Annotated in this window: 15 protein-coding genes; 12 read left to right on the top strand and 3 right to left on the bottom strand. The window is 49.1% G+C overall.

The window, feature by feature from the left end:
• Positions 1 to 29: 29 nt before the first annotated feature.
• From RIG68_RS09430 to RIG68_RS09480, 11 genes are all read left to right on the top strand, one after another.
• On the top strand, positions 30 to 869 hold the full coding sequence (locus RIG68_RS09430; RefSeq protein WP_350121566.1) for a helix-turn-helix domain-containing protein: 840 nt from the start codon (positions 30 to 32) through the stop codon (positions 867 to 869).
• Between the two features lie 140 nt (positions 870 to 1,009).
• On the top strand, positions 1,010 to 1,627 hold the full coding sequence (locus tag RIG68_RS09435) for a hypothetical protein (RefSeq protein ID WP_350121568.1): 618 nt from the start codon (positions 1,010 to 1,012) through the stop codon (positions 1,625 to 1,627).
• 24 nt (positions 1,628 to 1,651) lie between these two features.
• Entirely contained in the window at positions 1,652 to 2,128 is a 477-nt protein-coding gene (locus RIG68_RS09440; protein ID WP_350121570.1) for a (2Fe-2S)-binding protein, read from the top strand.
• Between the two features lie 4 nt (positions 2,129 to 2,132).
• Entirely contained in the window at positions 2,133 to 4,295 is a 2,163-nt protein-coding gene (locus tag RIG68_RS09445) for a xanthine dehydrogenase family protein molybdopterin-binding subunit (RefSeq protein ID WP_350121572.1), read from the top strand.
• 512 nt (positions 4,296 to 4,807) lie between these two features.
• Positions 4,808 to 4,999, top strand: a complete 192-nt coding sequence (locus RIG68_RS09450) for a hypothetical protein (protein ID WP_350121574.1) — start codon at positions 4,808 to 4,810, stop codon at positions 4,997 to 4,999.
• A 103-nt stretch (positions 5,000 to 5,102) separates the two neighbouring features.
• Entirely contained in the window at positions 5,103 to 7,496 is a 2,394-nt protein-coding gene (locus RIG68_RS09455) for a caspase family protein (protein WP_350121576.1), read from the top strand.
• A 754-nt stretch (positions 7,497 to 8,250) separates the two neighbouring features.
• The gene (locus RIG68_RS09460) at positions 8,251 to 9,285 is read left to right on the top strand and encodes a sensor histidine kinase (RefSeq protein WP_350121832.1); all 1,035 of its coding nucleotides are present in this window, start codon (positions 8,251 to 8,253) and stop codon (positions 9,283 to 9,285) included.
• The gene (locus tag RIG68_RS09465; RefSeq protein ID WP_350121578.1) at positions 9,278 to 9,955 is read left to right on the top strand and encodes a response regulator; all 678 of its coding nucleotides are present in this window, start codon (positions 9,278 to 9,280) and stop codon (positions 9,953 to 9,955) included. The genes RIG68_RS09460 and RIG68_RS09465 overlap by 8 nt, the downstream gene beginning before the upstream one ends.
• 93 nt (positions 9,956 to 10,048) lie before the next feature.
• Positions 10,049 to 10,195, top strand: coding sequence for a hypothetical protein (locus RIG68_RS09470; RefSeq protein ID WP_350121580.1), 147 nt, complete (start codon positions 10,049 to 10,051; stop codon positions 10,193 to 10,195).
• A gap of 9 nt (positions 10,196 to 10,204) precedes the next feature.
• On the top strand, positions 10,205 to 11,542 hold the full coding sequence (locus tag RIG68_RS09475) for a TrkH family potassium uptake protein (protein ID WP_350121582.1): 1,338 nt from the start codon (positions 10,205 to 10,207) through the stop codon (positions 11,540 to 11,542).
• Between the two features lie 557 nt (positions 11,543 to 12,099).
• Entirely contained in the window at positions 12,100 to 13,248 is a 1,149-nt protein-coding gene (locus RIG68_RS09480; RefSeq protein WP_350121584.1) for a DUF4249 domain-containing protein, read from the top strand.
• Between the two features lie 110 nt (positions 13,249 to 13,358).
• Here the strand turns inward: RIG68_RS09480 and ttcA are convergent, their stop codons facing one another.
• Positions 13,359 to 14,168 carry a tRNA 2-thiocytidine(32) synthetase TtcA gene (ttcA, locus tag RIG68_RS09485; RefSeq protein WP_350121586.1) on the bottom strand — a complete coding sequence of 270 codons (810 nt, stop codon included), beginning with the start codon at positions 14,166 to 14,168 and terminating at the stop codon, positions 13,359 to 13,361.
• 246 nt (positions 14,169 to 14,414) lie between these two features.
• On the opposite strand from ttcA, the gene RIG68_RS09490 reads away from it, so the two are divergent.
• Positions 14,415 to 14,948, top strand: coding sequence for a class I SAM-dependent methyltransferase (locus RIG68_RS09490; protein ID WP_350121587.1), 534 nt, complete (start codon positions 14,415 to 14,417; stop codon positions 14,946 to 14,948).
• On the opposite strand, the gene RIG68_RS09495 is transcribed toward RIG68_RS09490, so the two are convergent.
• Together RIG68_RS09495 and RIG68_RS09500 are read right to left on the bottom strand one after the other, a co-directional pair.
• Positions 14,929 to 15,579: a hypothetical protein gene (locus tag RIG68_RS09495; protein ID WP_350121589.1), complete on the bottom strand. Its 651-nt coding sequence runs from the start codon at positions 15,577 to 15,579 to the stop codon at positions 14,929 to 14,931. The two genes, RIG68_RS09490 and RIG68_RS09495, sit on opposite strands and share 20 nt — an antisense overlap.
• Positions 15,580 to 15,654: 75 nt before the next feature.
• On the bottom strand, positions 15,655 to 16,230 hold the full coding sequence (locus tag RIG68_RS09500) for a Crp/Fnr family transcriptional regulator (protein WP_350121591.1): 576 nt from the start codon (positions 16,228 to 16,230) through the stop codon (positions 15,655 to 15,657).
• Between the last annotated feature and the right edge of the window lie 18 nt (positions 16,231 to 16,248).

Consider the following 16,248-nt stretch of genomic DNA (forward strand, 5'->3'; position numbering starts at 1 on the left):
GGTAACTTTATGCCATAAGGCCCTATGATATGGACTATCGAAAATTGAAAATGATCGAGTGTGATGGCTTCATGATTGCTGCCACCGCCGAAACCAACATGCAGGGCGACTCCCACCCTATTTACTACCCTGCGAATATACTGGTGTTTGTTGAGCAAGGCAGGCTGGACTTGAAAATCGAAAATCACACCTATACAATCCGTGCCGGAGAGTTTGCGCTCATTCGCAAACATACCAAGGGCGTGTTTGTGAAATCATGGCAAGAAAGTGAAGCCTGCTTTAGGGAACATATTTTTTTACTTTACGACAGCTTTATCAGGGAGGCCATCCGAGAGTTTGAGGTGCCTAAAGACTATTTACCCTATGCCCTACCGCTGATTCAGCTAAAGCAATCGCCGGTACTCACCGGACTTATGAAATCCATAGAAGTGTATATCACCGGCCAGGCGCCTGTTAATCGCCAGCTCATCAGGATCAAAACCATGGAGGCCCTTTATGCACTGTCTCACCAAAGACCGGATTTGATTCACGTGTTCAACGATTTTTCAACCAGCCAGCGGGCCAACCTTGTCGAGTTCATGAACTATAATTATCCGAGAAATCTCACACTCAGGCAGTTTGCAGAGCTCTCAGGCAGAAGCCTGTCCACTTTTAACCGGGATTTCCGCATGGCGATCAACCAAACACCCAGGCAATGGATCAGGGAGCAAAGGCTGGAGCTGGCCCGCCAGCTGATGATTCAAAACAAGCTTTCGGCCAGCGACGTGTTCATGGAGGTGGGATTTGAAGATCTTTCCCACTTCAGCCGATCGTTCAAAGCTTATTTTGGATTGAACCCTTCCGAACTAAATGCCAGGGCATCACGCTAGTTTCTGGATATTGACATAAACAGGCAAGTAAAAAGATACTTTTAAGCAAACAAAGGCGGTAGATAAAACGGAAATTGACCACTGAAAAAGTAACTTATTGTTTTGAACCAGCTACCAATAACGCTACCAAACCACTGCTTATGAAAAAAGCCTTCATCATTCCCATACTGATCACTTTCGTCGTTTCGGTGGGATGGGTCAATCGTCACCACAGCACCAATGAGCCCTGGGCCACCTCTCCTGAGGAGGAGAGCCAGAAAATGGCATCTATAGAGGAGAGCCTGATTGCTTTCAATACGATGATGGATGTGGTTACCCATCAGCGGTGTATGAATTGCCATCCATCGGACAATGTACCCAAGCAGGGACTTGACAGCCATGCCCATAATTTTGGTATTACCCGGGCAAACGCTGGCAATGCTACCAATTGCAATACCTGTCATCAGAAGGAAAACAATGCCTATTCTGGCGTACCCGGTGCCCCGGAATGGGGCCTGGCTCCCCATAAAATGCGGTGGGAAGGGCTTTCCCGCCTTGAGATCGCACAGTCAATGATGAATCGGGCTAACAATGGCAACCGTACGCCCGACGACATCATGCATCACCTTACAGAACACGAATTGGTGCTGTGGGCATGGGAGCCCGGCGTGGATGCAGCCGGCAATCCACGTGAAAAACCCCCGGTGGCCAGGGCCGATTACATTGCTGCGGTAAAGAAATGGATATCGCTGGGTGCTGTAATACCAGAAAGCGAATAGGGCACACTCAACTAACTAAAAATCATGAAGCTATCACTCAATATCAATAATAGGCCCGGCACAGTCGATGTAGATGGGGACATCCCCCTGTTGTGGGTCATCCGGGACGTACTGGATTTGAAAGGAACAAAATTTGGCTGCGGCAAAGCAGCCTGTGGGGCCTGCACCATCCTGGTCAATGGCGAGGCGGTGCGGTCATGTTCCTATCCCGCAAAAATGGCGGAAGGCAAACAAATCACCACCATAGAAGGCCTGGGTACGACAAAAAATCCTCATCCTGTGCAACAAGCCTGGATCGAAGAAATAGTGCCTCAGTGTGGCTATTGTCAGCCCGGATTTATGATGGCCACGGCGGCTTTGCTTAACAAGCATCCCAACCCCAGCGATGACGATATCGACCAGAACATCGTGAATGTTTGCCGCTGCGGCACCTATTACCGCATGCGAAAAGCAATTAAGAAAGCGGCTCAAATTCAAGCTGATTCCACCATTCAATCATAAGACCATGGCCAAAGTATCTAGGAGAAAATTCATTGTAAGGTCACTGATTGGAGGGGCTGGCGTACTTGTAGGTGCCACCTACCTGGCCAGAAACCCACTTCGTCGACAGCTGTACGATTTGCTGGACGACCCATCTATGCTGGCGTACAGCGGAGACACCAGTCAGCCTTTTATGTGGTTTGAGGTGACCAGGGCCAACCAGGTCATTTTGCATAGTCCAAAAGTGGAAATGGGCCAGGGAACCTTCACCGGCCTGGTGCAAATTGCCTGCGACGAGCTGGAGCTGGACATCAGCCAAATGCAGATTGTGCATGCTACCTCGGCAACGGGAAATATCGACGGTTTGAGTACGGGAGGAAGCACCTCGGTTGCAGGACTGTGGCAACCCTTGCGTGAGCTCTCCGCCACACTGCGGGAAATGCTAAAGGCCGAAGGGGCAAAAAAACTGGACGTGGCTGTCGATCAGGTACGGGCCTCAGCAGGAACCATCATTGGCCCCTCGGGCAGTTTGACCTACGGAGAAGTAGTGGAAGGTGTGACCGAATGGGAAGTCCCAGAGGCACCACCACTTAAAGACTTGAAAGACTACAAGTTTATTGGAAAGCCCGTAAGCCGTGTCGATCTGGTAGACAAAGTGATGGGCACGCCGATGTTTGGCATGGATGCACAAATGCCCGACATGCTGTACGGGTCGGTGGTGCGACCATCAAAGATTGGTGCCAAATTCAAAGGTGCTGACGTGTCCAAAGCAGCGGGCATGCCCGGCGTGGTAAAGGTGGTGCAGGAAGACGACTTTGTGGGCGTGGTGGCCACTTCCATGACGGAGGCTGAAAACGCCAAAAAGGCCATTGTAGCAGAATGGGAAACGGACAGAGAGTGGAACACCAAAGACATTGAGGACATGCTGCTGGTTGGCAAAGGCGAAGCCATGGTGATTCAAAAAGAGGGAGATGCCGAAGGCGAACTTGCCGATGAAAACGGCAGTCAGGTATTGCGCTCCGAATACAAGTCTCCCATTGGTGCCCACGCTCAAATAGAGCCTAATGGTGCGGTGGCCTATGTAGAAGCTGACAAGGCAACTGTGATGATTTCCACGCAGGTGGTGAGCATCACCAGATCAGAAGTAGCCAAACGTCTCGGAATGGAGGCCACCCAGGTCAACATTGTTCCCACCTATCTGGGTGGTGGTTTCGGTAGGAGGCTTCATACTCCTAACGCCGTGCAGGCAGCCGTGCTTTCCAAAGCAGTAGGTAAGCCGGTAAAGTGCTTTTTCAGTCGTCAGGAAGAATTTCAAAACGATACTTTCCGTCCGCCTACTCACCATGTAATGAAAGGAAAGCTTGATGCAAATGGTAAGATTACCGCCATCGAACACCAGTTCTCAAGTGGCGATGTGATGTTTGGCTCGGCCCTGTTGCCTCCGGTGGTTGGTACCATTCTGGGCGCAGATGGTGGAGCTATCAGGGGTGGTTCTTTCCATTACCGGAACATACCAAGTTTCCGTGCTGTGTCGTGGCGTGTACAACTCCCCTTCTCCACAAGCTGGTGGAGGAGTCTGGGCCTGCTGGCCAACACGTTTGCGATTGAAAGCTTTATGGATGAGCTCGCAGAACTGACAGGCAAAGACCCGGTGGCTTTCAGGCTCGACCACATTATCGACGACGAGGCGGGAATGCGGCTCAAACAAGTCATTGAAACTGCCAGAGCAAAGTCAGGCTATCAAAATACCGCTGCGGACGATCGGGCCATGGGATTTGCCTGTTCTACAGACGCCGGCACGCCCTGCGCCCATGTGGCCGAGGTGTCGGTAACGGATGGCGCTATCCGGGTGCATAAAGTAACTTGTGTGATGGACCCGGGTTTTGCTGTCAATCCAGACCAGGTCAAAGCGCAATGCGAGGGCAGTATCATCATGGGCATAAGTGCATCGCTGTTTGAGCGTATGTATGTGGAAAAAAGCGAGCTAAAGCCTATCATTTATGGCCCTTACCGCATGGCCCTCATGAGGGACGCTCCCCGGGAAATCGATGTGGAAATCATCAACGGCACGGGGGTGCCTGGTGCAGTAGGCGAACCGCCTCTTGGACCCATAGCAGCAGCCATTGCCAATGCAGCATACAGAATCACAGGCAAGCGTGTGAGAGAGTTGCCGATGAGTGTGGTTTGACAGTTGGCTTGGGTTAATCGGGCACAATAATCAATCAGCCCTTCTATGTCTATTCTCTCTCAACTGTCTCAATACCCAGTCTGAAATAGTTATTACTGGCGGAAGAAGTAACACTGCCGAGCTTTTAATACTAACACTCGCCTACAGGAGACTCTAAGGAAAGTAATATGCCTTACCTGCGCAGCCTTATGGCCTTCCTGCGATATCGACCCCTGAACCCAGTCCAATAGGGGCGACACAGCGGTAAGCTCCGCCAATAGAATTCAACTCCCCCGTAAGTGCCGTAGGTACGGCATATAAGCGCTGGTTTTTGGCCTGCCAAAGACAAATGGAGGAGCCTTGGCTGTCTACCCAACCTCTGATTGAGCAAATCCAGTCGACGCTTCCCTCACCGTGCCCCGAAATGGGATCTGGCACTAGGAATAAAGACCATTGTCGCTTCGAAAATTAAAGGGGTTACACTTTCAGGGCGGCGAGTAACCCCTTTAATCAAAGCATTCCGCTCTGCAAAGATGCAGCTACTTCACCACCTTCACTTCATTAGGATCACAGCAAACTCATGCCTTTCTGCCACCACCCCGGCGGCTGACGACGGCAACCCAGTGTCTTTGTCCGGCTCAGTGCCATCATCTGGGGGATATCTCCCTCGTTCCTCGTTTCGATATGACGCTGGTGTGGAGGAGGTGGCTGTAACCAGGGAATAAGACCCAATCTCTGATCGGTTACTCCCAGGGTGATGACTATTCCAATTGTATTCCTAACCGTCCTTTACTGGTATAGCCTTCAAAAATTTATTACCTTCCTTTTATGAAACAGCTCACCTGTTCCATATTTTTTCTGTTACTGCTTTCTGCATGGAGCCTTCAAGGTCAGGTAGTAGACGCCACCCGGCTGGAATATGATGAAGACGCTCTTCAGGCCCGGCAATTGGGCATGACCGTGTCGCCGGATAAAAAGCTGGCGGCCTTTCTGCTGAGCAACGGAGAGCTCAGCGTACTCGATCTGCTACATACCACCTTCGTTAAAACTTTCAAGATAGAGATTGGAGATGTTAAAGAGATCGTTTTCACACAAGACCAGCAAAGCATCCTGGTTGTTGAAGAAAGCCGTTTTCGACTGGTAGACCTCGAAACCGGGGATGTCACCCTTACACACTCGACCAAAGATTTTATCAAAACAACGGACATGGGGATGGTGACTAATCACTTTGCCATCGTGTGTGACAAAGAGGTCTTCATATGGGACGCCACGAGCAAAAGCCTGACCACCACCATTGCACTCGACAAAAGAGTCTCAATCGCTTCGTTCAGTCCTTTTGAAAAGAAAATACTGATTACCCCTGCCATTAGTGCCTTCAAGAAGCGCTACTCCCTCGAATACTTGTATGAAACGGGTACACTGCTGCAGAAATACGAAGGCATCTACCTGGGAGACTACGACCACCTGCAAAAAGGCCAGGTCATCGGCTGGAAAAACAGGCCGGTACAAACAGCCATCTCTGTTCCGGTACTGAGGCATGCCCCTCCCGGCAACCCCGACGCCGGTACCGAGCTATTTATTCTTGGCGTAGTGGATGGTAAGTCCAACGAACAGCGGGACGACATTGGTTTCTACCTGACTTTTCTTAGGGTTAAAGACAAAGTGTTGGGCACAGTCGGCTTCCGTGGATTCAGTGCGTTCGACATCCATGGCAACGGTAAAGTATTTACTACCAAGGTCAGCCTGAACGATAGGAACCGCAAGCTCAGCCTCAAAACATATCTTGCGCATCCACATTACGCCCTTAGCGACGATAAGGTATTAATTAATGCCTACGGTGACAATATTAATCAGATCTACAGCGCCTCTCAGAATGCCATTATTGGTTACATCTTTGTGGATGCCGGAGGCAGCCTGGCAGTAGTGACCAGAGATGGCCGGTTCGACGGCACTGCTGATGCATCCGAGAAGCTGTACTGGGCGGCCAGGAAATCACTTACCCGGACAAAGCTGGAGAGCACTTTCAATCAACAGTTCAGTCCCGGCTTGCTGGCTGAGCTGATGACCGGTGAAGCGGCCATCCCTGAAGTGGACCTGGAAGCACAGGTAGCTAGCGTGCCTTCACTCAGAATCAAGTCTTTTAATAGCACCACCATTTCGGAAAGCCAGGAAATACCGAAGGTGAAGTCGGCCACCCGGGCGTCGTCCATTACCCTTGAAGTAACAGAAAACGTTGAAAACGCCAGTCAGCTCAAGCTGTTTCACAACAACAAGCTGGTGGGTAGCACTGAGCCGGTCAACGGGACAGCGCAATTTGATGTGAACCTGACTACTACATTTGGTGAGGAAAACTACTTCTATGCAGTGGCAGCAACGGCCGATGGCCTGGAGTCGGAAAAGAAAAAACTCGTCGTGCGCTATCAGGGCAAAAGTGACGACCCACCGAAACTATACTTGCTTACTGTCGGGATTGATAGTTACCTCAACCCGAAATACAACCTTAATTACGCCACTGCCGATGCCGATGCATTCGCACAAACGATGGAGCAAGGCGCCTCGGGTGTATTCAGCGAGGTGGAAACCATCACTATTCGCAATGGTGACTTTACCAGGGAAAGCGTGATGAAAGCGCTGGAAACAGTGGGCCAATCGGCACACGAACAGGATCTTTTTGTGTTCTACTATGCCGGCCACGGTGTGATGTCGGAAGGCGGCACACGTCCGTCCGACTTTTTCCTGGTGCCGCACAACATTACCCACCTGTATGGCAAGGACGAGGAGCTGTTTGAACAAGCCTTATCGGCTAACGAACTCAAAGACATTGCTCAGACCATTAACGCCCAAAAGCAGGTATATATCCTCGACGCATGCCAGTCTGCCGCCGCCCTGGGTGCCGTAGCAGCCAGAGGTGCGGCAGAAGAAAGAGCTATTGCGAGGCTGGCCAGGAGCACTGGTACCTTCTGGTTAATGGCGGCAGGCTCTGAGCAGTTTGCAACAGAGTTCGAATCGCTGGGGCATGGCGTGTTTACTTATGCGTTGCTGGAGGGACTCGCAGGAGCTGCCGACGGCGCCAATGCTGACCAGCAGATTACTATCAAAGAGCTCAGCGCCTGGGTAGAGTCACGGGTGCCTGAGCTCTCTCAAACCCACAAGGGCAAGCCACAATTCCCTTCTGGCTACTCCTATGGCAACGATTTTCCGCTGGTGGTGTATGACAAGTAGAGTGCCTGGCTTCTGCTGGCCCTAAATGGGTATCGTCGCTATGGATAAAGCCCTTATCATTTTGAAAATTAAAGGGGTTACACTTGCAGAGTGGTGAGAGTAACCCCTTTAATTACATTCGGCTCTGAGAGGTTGCTCTTCTTTAAATAGCTGCCTTTCTGCCATCACCCCGGCGACTGACGGCCGCTGCTCAATGGCCTTCCCCGCCGTACCAACGCCTGGCAGCCTAGTCCCGTAGGGACGAGATAGCGGTCAGCTCAACCGATAACAACCACATCTTCAGCGAGTGCCGTAGGTACGGCATATAAGCGCTGGTTTTCAACCTGCCAAAACAAATTTGGGAGCTGAGCAAAATCAATGAGTCCTGGCTGTCTACCCAAGCTCAGACTCAGCAAAGCCAGTCGTGTTTCCCTTCATCCAGGTCTCTACGTGAAAAAAGGTGAAAATACGAGGAATACCGTAGGGTGAGCTGAGTGGCTGCAAGTGGCCAATTGTCGGGTGTGAAGCATTAAAAAAGATGGTTTGTGAAGTATCGTTAATGACGTAGTTTCAATGGTTTCCATCTGCTGATCCGCTGCGATTAATGATGGATATTAGCAGGGTTTGAAGTGGGCTTTGTAAACGGCACCAACCTTATCAGCGCTCATCGGCCCTACATCTTTACAAAATCTTTATGCGCCAGTAGCTACCTTTGTAACAAAAAAAACTGGTCATACTAAGAACGAGAAATTACAGTAGAGGAAATCAATACCTGATAAGCGTTTTGCTTATTGTATTGACCGCCGCTGCGTGTTTTTTGTTGACTGATTTTATCGGCTACAGCACCGTGGCACTGATACTTTTGCTGGCTGTTTCACTCAATGCTATTTTGTTCGACATCCTTCCGGTGATGCTTTCGGCCTTGTTGAGTGCCTTGATCTGGAATTTTTTCTTTATCCCACCTACCCTCACCTTCCACATCGGAACGGCCGAAGATGGACTGATGTTTCTGATGTATTTTGTCATCGCCTCCATTAATGCTGTGCTCACTTACAAATTCAGGGAGTTTGAGCAGAAGGAAAGAGATGAAGAGGAAAAGGCAAAGGCCATCAAACTCTATAACACGATACTCAACTCATTGTCCCACGAATTGAGAACACCCATTTCCACCATTATCGGAGCCGTCGACACAATAAAAGACGGTCAAATCGTCCTTTCTGAAGCCAACAAACAAGCACTGTATGCAGCAATTGAAACGGCGGGCATCCGGCTAAACAGGCAGGTTGAAAACCTTCTGAGCATGAGCAGACTTGAAGCCGGTTTTATCCAGCCCAATGCAGACTGGTGCGATATGAATGAGCTGGTGTTTTCCGCCATCAAAGACAACACCGATGATACGGGGCAGCATAAAATTGAATTCACCCCCGACAATGACTTGCCCTTGTTTAAAGTAGACAGCGGACTGATTGAGCAAATACTTCACAATCTCATTCACAATGCATGGCACCACACACCCAACGATTCAACGATCAACCTTGGTGTGACTTACAGCGAAACGCACTGCATCATTCATGTTTCAGACAACGGAAATGGCTTCCCTGGAAACGAAATTGATTTTGTATTTGATAAATTTTACCGACTGCGAAATGCAGTACCGGGCGGCACCGGCCTGGGGCTACCTATTGTGAAAGGTTTTACAGAAGCCATGAATGGAACTGTGCTTCTGGCGAATCGGCCGGAAGGCGGAGCGAAATTCACCATCAAGATTCCATGTGAGGTTTCACAAAATACCGGTTTGGAAGATGAATAAAGCCGAAATACTGATCATTGACGATGAAGCGCCCATCAGAAAATTGCTGCAAATCAATTTGGAAGGCAATGGCTATAAGGTTGTTCAGGCAGGTACGGGCCAGGAAGGATTGATGTTATCGGCCGCCCATCCGCCAGACCTGATTTTGCTGGATATTGGCTTGCCCGATAAAAGCGGGCACCAGGTGCTGAAGGAGCTTAGAGAATGGTACAATAAACCCATTATTATCCTTTCGGTGCAGAACAACGAAACCGATATTGTTTCCGCCCTCGACACGGGAGCCACCGACTACCTGAGCAAGCCGTTCCGGACCGGTGAGCTGCTGGCCAGGATCCGCTCTGCCATAAAGAGGAGCCAAAACACGGAAAACAATGCCGTTATCATTTGCGGCGACATTGAGGTTGACCTGGTCTCCCGGCTGGTGAAAAGAAATGGAGACATCGTGAAGCTGACCTCTACCGAATACAACTTGTTGTCGTTGTTTGCAAAGAATGAAGGGAAAGTGCTGACACACCAATATCTCCTGAAAGAAATTTGGGGATACACCTACCCAACAGAAACCCAATACCTGAGGGTGTTTGTTGGTACACTTCGCAAAAAGATCGAGGAGAATCCAAACAATCCGCAGCACATCATTACCGAAAGCGGTGTGGGTTATCGCTTCCAGTAGTCTTTATTAAATCTTTATGCAAGGCTGCTAAACCTTGATTTTTCACATACCCCACCCACCCGACCTTTGTAACATCAATCTGTTATAACGGCAATGGGCTTTTTCTACGACGAAGACGAACGCAAGTCTTACCAATCTATCCAGGATTGGTACAGCGACATCCGGCACCTGCTCTGGCCTGCCATCATCTCCGCAAGTCTGGTATCAGCACTCTACGCCTGCGCAAAGTATTTCTACTGATAAACAGGGATGCATAGGTTAATTAAAAAATACAGGAAGTTTCAACTCACCCTTTCGCCGCAGCAAAACCTGCTGTATGGTTTTTTGAGCTATACTTTTATGGGCTGGCTTCTGTTGTGTGTGCCGTTCGTCCACAAACAAGCGGTATCGGCTTTGGATAGCTTATTCATTGCCACTTCCGCCATTTCCACCACGGGCCTGGCAACAGTGAGTGTGGTTGACACCTACAATTGGTTGGGGCAGTTCATTGTAATGACCCTCTTCCAAATTGGTGGTATTGGTTACATGACGTTTACGTCTTTTGTGCTTCTTTCCAAAAAGAACCCACTGTCGCACTGGCACCAGCGAGTGTTGAATGCTGAGTTTGCCATGCCAAAAGGCTTTGATATCAGGGATTTTTTAAAGTCCATTATCATTTTCACGGTTGTTATTGAAACCATTGGGGCATTGTGTTTTTACATAGCATTTATCAAGGCTGGTGTGGAACCCAATTTCGCCGTATGGAGCAGCATCTATCACAGTGTTTCGGCATTTTGCACCGCTGGCTTCGGCCTGTACAACGACAGTTTTGAGCAATTTGCCGGTAACACGTTCCTTAATATACTCATTTCCGTTTTGGCTATCTGTGGCTCGCTGGGCTTCATTGTGGTCACCGATTTTTGGAACAGGCTTTCAGGAAAAACAAAAGCAATAACATTCACGACCAAAACGATATTTGGCGTCACCATTTTGCTTCTCGTACTGGGTACTGTTATGATTTACTATTTTGAACCATCGATTAGCCATTTGGAAGAGGATCAACTAATGGTGTCCTTTTTCCAGTCCATGACGGCGCTTACAACAGTAGGCTTCAATACTGTTCCTATTGGAAATTTTTGTTTGGGCGTTTTGCTGGTAACCACTTTTCTGATGTATGTGGGCGCTTCGCCTTCAGGAACAGGTGGGGGCATGAAGTCGACAACGCTCACCGCCCTGGTGGCCATTATGTGGAACAGGATCAGAAACCACAAACAGGTTACTTTTTTCGGGAGAGTGATTCCACTGGAAAGGTTGTATGTGGCCACTTCTGTTTTTATGCTATACGCTATGGTGTTGTTTTTTTCAACGTTGTTATTGGCCTTGACAGAAGATTTTCCGCTGCACCAAATCTTGTTTGAAACCACATCGGCTATTGGGACCGTGGGTTTGAGCACGGGCATCACAGGCGGCCTTACCTCATGGGGTAAAGTAGTAATTATTTTTACGATGTTCGTGGGGCGTCTGGGCGTACTAACGTTCGGGCTGGCTATTCTGGCTAGAAAAAGCGAAATAACTACCAGGGCAGGTGAAGCCGACCTGGCTGTTTAGGCTGAGGCGGCTAGCGTCGAAAGCAGAAAAAGTCAGCTTGTCCACACTTTCCGCTCCCCTCAGCGTCTCATGACGAAGGAAGGGATGCAGAGGTATTGAGGTCGGGGCTCTGAGGCTACCCCTTCCTTTGCGCCTCAGAGTCTTCGTGGCCTGATATCGATGTATCGTACCTACGGCACTCGCTCTATGCTAGAGTGCTACCCGTGATGTTACCCACGTGTTGTCCCTATGGGACTCTTTACACTCCCCTCGGTGCCTCCTGACGAAGGAAGGGATACAGAGGTATTGAGGTCGGGGCTCTGGGGCTACCCCTTCCTTTGCGCCTCAGAGTCTTCGTGGCCTGATATCTATGTACCGTACCTACGGCACCCGCTCTATTCTAGAGTGCTACCTGTGATGTTACCCACGTGTCGTCCTTATGGGACTCTTTACACTCCCCTCGGTGCCTCCTGACGAAGGAAGGAATACAGAGGTACCATGCATTGCCATGGTAGATCCGGGATTAGGGTGTACATTGGCTGTGATGTTTACTACAATAGCCCGGTAATTTTTTTCATTTGCTACCCAGACGTACATATATTCTGCTCACTATTTTCCTCGCCTCGTGTGTGGAGCCGTTTACGCCGGAAGACTCCGGTTTCAAAAGTGTGCTGGTGGTAGATGGCTTTATCAGCAACAGCCTTGAGTCTTATACAATCACTCTTAGCAGAACAGCGCCACTCAGTAGTCCCGGCGCTTTGCCAGAAGCCGGGGCGGCGGTCTCCGTTGCCGATGAAGAAGGGGAAGTCTATCTTTTCAGGGAAACAGCTCCCGGGGTTTATCAGAGCGACCCAAGCGTCTTTGCCGGGCATGTCGGAGGCAAATACCAACTCAGCGTCGTGACCGCTACGGGTGAGCAGTACCAATCCGACACGGTGCTGCTAAAACAAAGCCCGCCTATCGATAGCGTGTACTACGAGAGAGAGCAACGCCTGACCGATGTAACGGGCCAAGTGAAAGATGGCATCAGTATTTTTGTGGATGCGCATGATAGCACAGGCCAAACGAGGTTCTACAGGTACGACTACATAGAAACTTACGAGGTGAAACTTACTTACCCGGGCGAGTGGGTTTATAGCCCATCGCAGGGTGCCTACGCAGTTAGAAATCCCAGGCTGGGGCTTTGCTATGCCACACACCCTGGTGGAAACATTCTGGTGGCCAACACAAGCAGCTACGCTGAGGATCGTGTAAAAAAACTTGAAGTGACCTACGTGAGCACAGAGGGTTACAAATTAAGTGGATTGTACAGCATTCTGGTGAAGCAATACGCCCTTAGCGAGCCATCCTATCGGTACTGGTATGAACTTCAAAAGACCTCCGAATCACTCGGCACACTGTTCGATCCCCAGCCTTATGAAATCAAAGGCAATATCCGGCAGGTAGACGAGCCAGAAGCAGCTGTGCTGGGCTTTTTTGATGCGGGAGCAGTATCAGAGAAAATGCTGTTTGTGGACAAAGTGGCGCTTCTGGGTCAGGACATCCACTACCCTATTGACCCTTGTATTGCGGAGCTACGTTATCCGCCAACGGCAGTAGAGTTTGGTCTCTACACCCAGTGGGGCTATCTTATCACTGCCATCGAGCCCTTCGTCATGATTCCTGCCGAATGTGGTGACTGTCGGTACCATGGAAGCCTTGAAAAGCCGACTTTTTGGCCGAGGTAAATCGGGAGTAAAGTCGTTAAGTGTCGTTACCTGGTCTGGAGTTGCTTTGCTGTAGGAGGCTTCCCCATAAAAATTGAATAGTCAGGGACAAACGTATATAAAGAGATTCCTTACGGCACAAACTCATCTACCCTTCCGACCTTCGAAACCAGCTCTTCAAAGTCGAAAATATCTTTATCGAACAGATGGGACGGTGAAACATTCTTTAGGGCCGTAAGCATGATCTCCGTGCGGTCGGGGAATTGCTGCTCCCATTGCTTCATCATTTGCTTGATCACCTTGCGCTGCATATTGGGCTGAGAGCCGCACAGGTTGCAGGGAATGATCGGAAACTGCTTTAGTTCAGCATACTGAATGATATCTTCCTCTTTGCAATAGGCCAGCGGGCGTATCACCACGTGTTTACCGTCGTCTGTTCGGTACTTAGCAGGCATGGCTTCCAGCTTGCCGCTGAAAAACATATTGAGGAAAAAAGTTTCCAGTACATCCTCCCTGTGATGTCCAAGCGCAATTTTGGTGGCACCTAGCTCTTCAGCTGTGGAATAAAGAATACCTCTCCTGAGCCTGGAACAAAGGCTGCACATGGTTTTTCCTTCCCGCACCTTATCAACCACTACCGAATAGGTATCTCTTTCTACAATACGAAACTCAACACCAAGGTCACTTAGATAGTTGGGTAGCACTTCCTCAGGAAAGCCAGGCTGCTTTTGATCGAGGTTAACCGCTATAACATCGAAGTCGTACTGCCTCGACTTTTGAACGTGCAGCAACATGTCAAGCATGGTATAACTGTCTTTGCCACCGGAAAGACAGACCATCACCTTATCTCCTGATTCGATAATGCCGAAATCTTCCTGCACTGCCCACACTTTCTTGTGCAAGCGCCTGATTAGTTTTTCTTGTTCTAGCTCTGACAACATGCTGCCTTCAAATTGCTTTTTCCTGCGCAAAATTAAACGCTGAAATCTGTATTACAGTAAACTCCGATCTATTATTTAGCCAATGGGTGCTTTAAATAAATCGTAACAAGGGGCAAAACCATAAAGGTTAGCTCATATAGAGTGAGAAAAGGATGAGAATTGAATTGATGCCTTTCAATACCATGACGTTTTTATGAACAAGATAAACTATTTCTCAAGCTTTCGATGTTTACTCTCCACACAGAAATGGAACTAAGCACCGCAATCAAATTGATAGAGAATGGCGTATCCAATGCTGGGGACGCCCAATCCTGGCTTGATTTGGGTGCTGGTAGTGGCTTATTTACAAGAGCACTGGCATCAACACTGCCTTCAGGCAGCGTAGTTACCGCCATCGATAAAAGCAGTTCATACTCCCTCACTCAAAGCGACCACAAAGGCACCACTCGTATCGAAACCAGGTTGGCGGATTTCACTAAAATTGACCTGAAAGATTTGAACGTCCACGGCATTTTGATGGCAAATTCTCTTCATTACGTGAAGGATCAGCAAGGATTTCTTAAGAAGGTACTCGACAGCCTGATGCCAGGTGGTAGACTGATAATAGTCGAATATGACACCGACAGGGGAAATGCCTGGGTGCCCTATCCGCTCAGCTTCAGTTCGCTGACTAACCTGTTAATCAAAACATCGGCGGGAATTGCTACCAGGCTGGGCACCACTCCTTCACAGTTTCAGAGAGGCGGTATTTACAGTGTGCTCATCTGGCCTGCGAGGTAGTAGATCTCCTGACCAACGCCACACCAACGGCAAGAAGCCAAATCACAAAAGCCCCGATAAAAATGCGAAGACCTTCCAGGTCGGTAAAAACAAACCCGAACAGCGTCATAGCAATGGCAAGAATACCCACAACCAATCCGAGAAATCCTAGCCACTTTTTCATCAACCCCGTTCTCACAATGGCCCACGACCAAAGCACGGCAGCACCAGACATGGCCAGGATAAAAATGAGATCAAAAGCTTTATTGAGTGAATAATTGTAGAGCAGCACAGCTCTGATCATATCATTGTTTTCGCTGGTGATCTCCCCCATTCTATCCAGGAAAAATGGCACCGCAAGACCGTTCAATGCCGCTGCCATCATCACAGCTATAGCACTAAAGGCGAACAGCACTGCACCTCCGTAGGACAAGACAATGTCGGACTTAAGCTTGATTGCGAGCCCCACAAGGCCGTAGGCGAGCACAATGATGGACAGAATTGCCAGAGAGTGGCTGACGATAATTATGTCAGACATTTGCCTGATGTGGGCTGTATCGCCACCAGCCGGGTGCAGTGCCATTGTAAGCACCATGAATACTGAGCCAATAACAATGGCTACTCCGCTTGATTTCTCCAGTCTGCTGTCCATCTCTTGTTCTTTTGAATGATGAACAATAATAGAGGCTTTACAAATGGAACCACTTGATCGTAATCAAGAAGTGTATCACTTGATTCGGGAGCGAACCCTGCTCAGTGTTTCGGGGGTGATCTGGAGATAAGAGGCGATCAATTTCAGGGGAAATGTTTGAAGAACTTTTGGCCTCGAATGCATCAATAGCAGGTACTTCTCGTCAATGGAGCTAAGACTGCCTGCTTCCTCAACGCCATCGAACCTGTTTTCAAACAGTGTTCCCAATCGAAAAAAGAGTTGCGAAATACCGATAAGTTCATGAATAGCATCGATGTCCAGTTCAAAGACCTGACTTTCTTCGAAGGCTGTAATACTTGTGTTTGACGGTCTCCTGGACACAAAACTCCTGTTGTCCATAAGCCAGTCGCCAGGCGTGAACAAACCTGTTACTACCGCTTCCCCATCTCCGTTTCGCTTTTGCGTCAGGCTTCCATGGTCGAGGTAATAGAGTCCGTTACAAACCTGTCCTTCCCTCAATAGCAGCTCACCCTTTTTCAACCTATGAAGCTTCAACCTTTCTTTGATCAGGCCGAGCTCGACGGTTGAAAAAGGGTGCAACTGTAGGAGGGAATTCGATACCTGAGTAAACATTGTTATCTCTTCCGTCACGAAACGAGGCTTTAGATT

Source organism: Imperialibacter sp. (assembly GCF_040222385.1).
Lineage (GTDB): Bacteria > Bacteroidota > Bacteroidia > Cytophagales > Cyclobacteriaceae > Imperialibacter.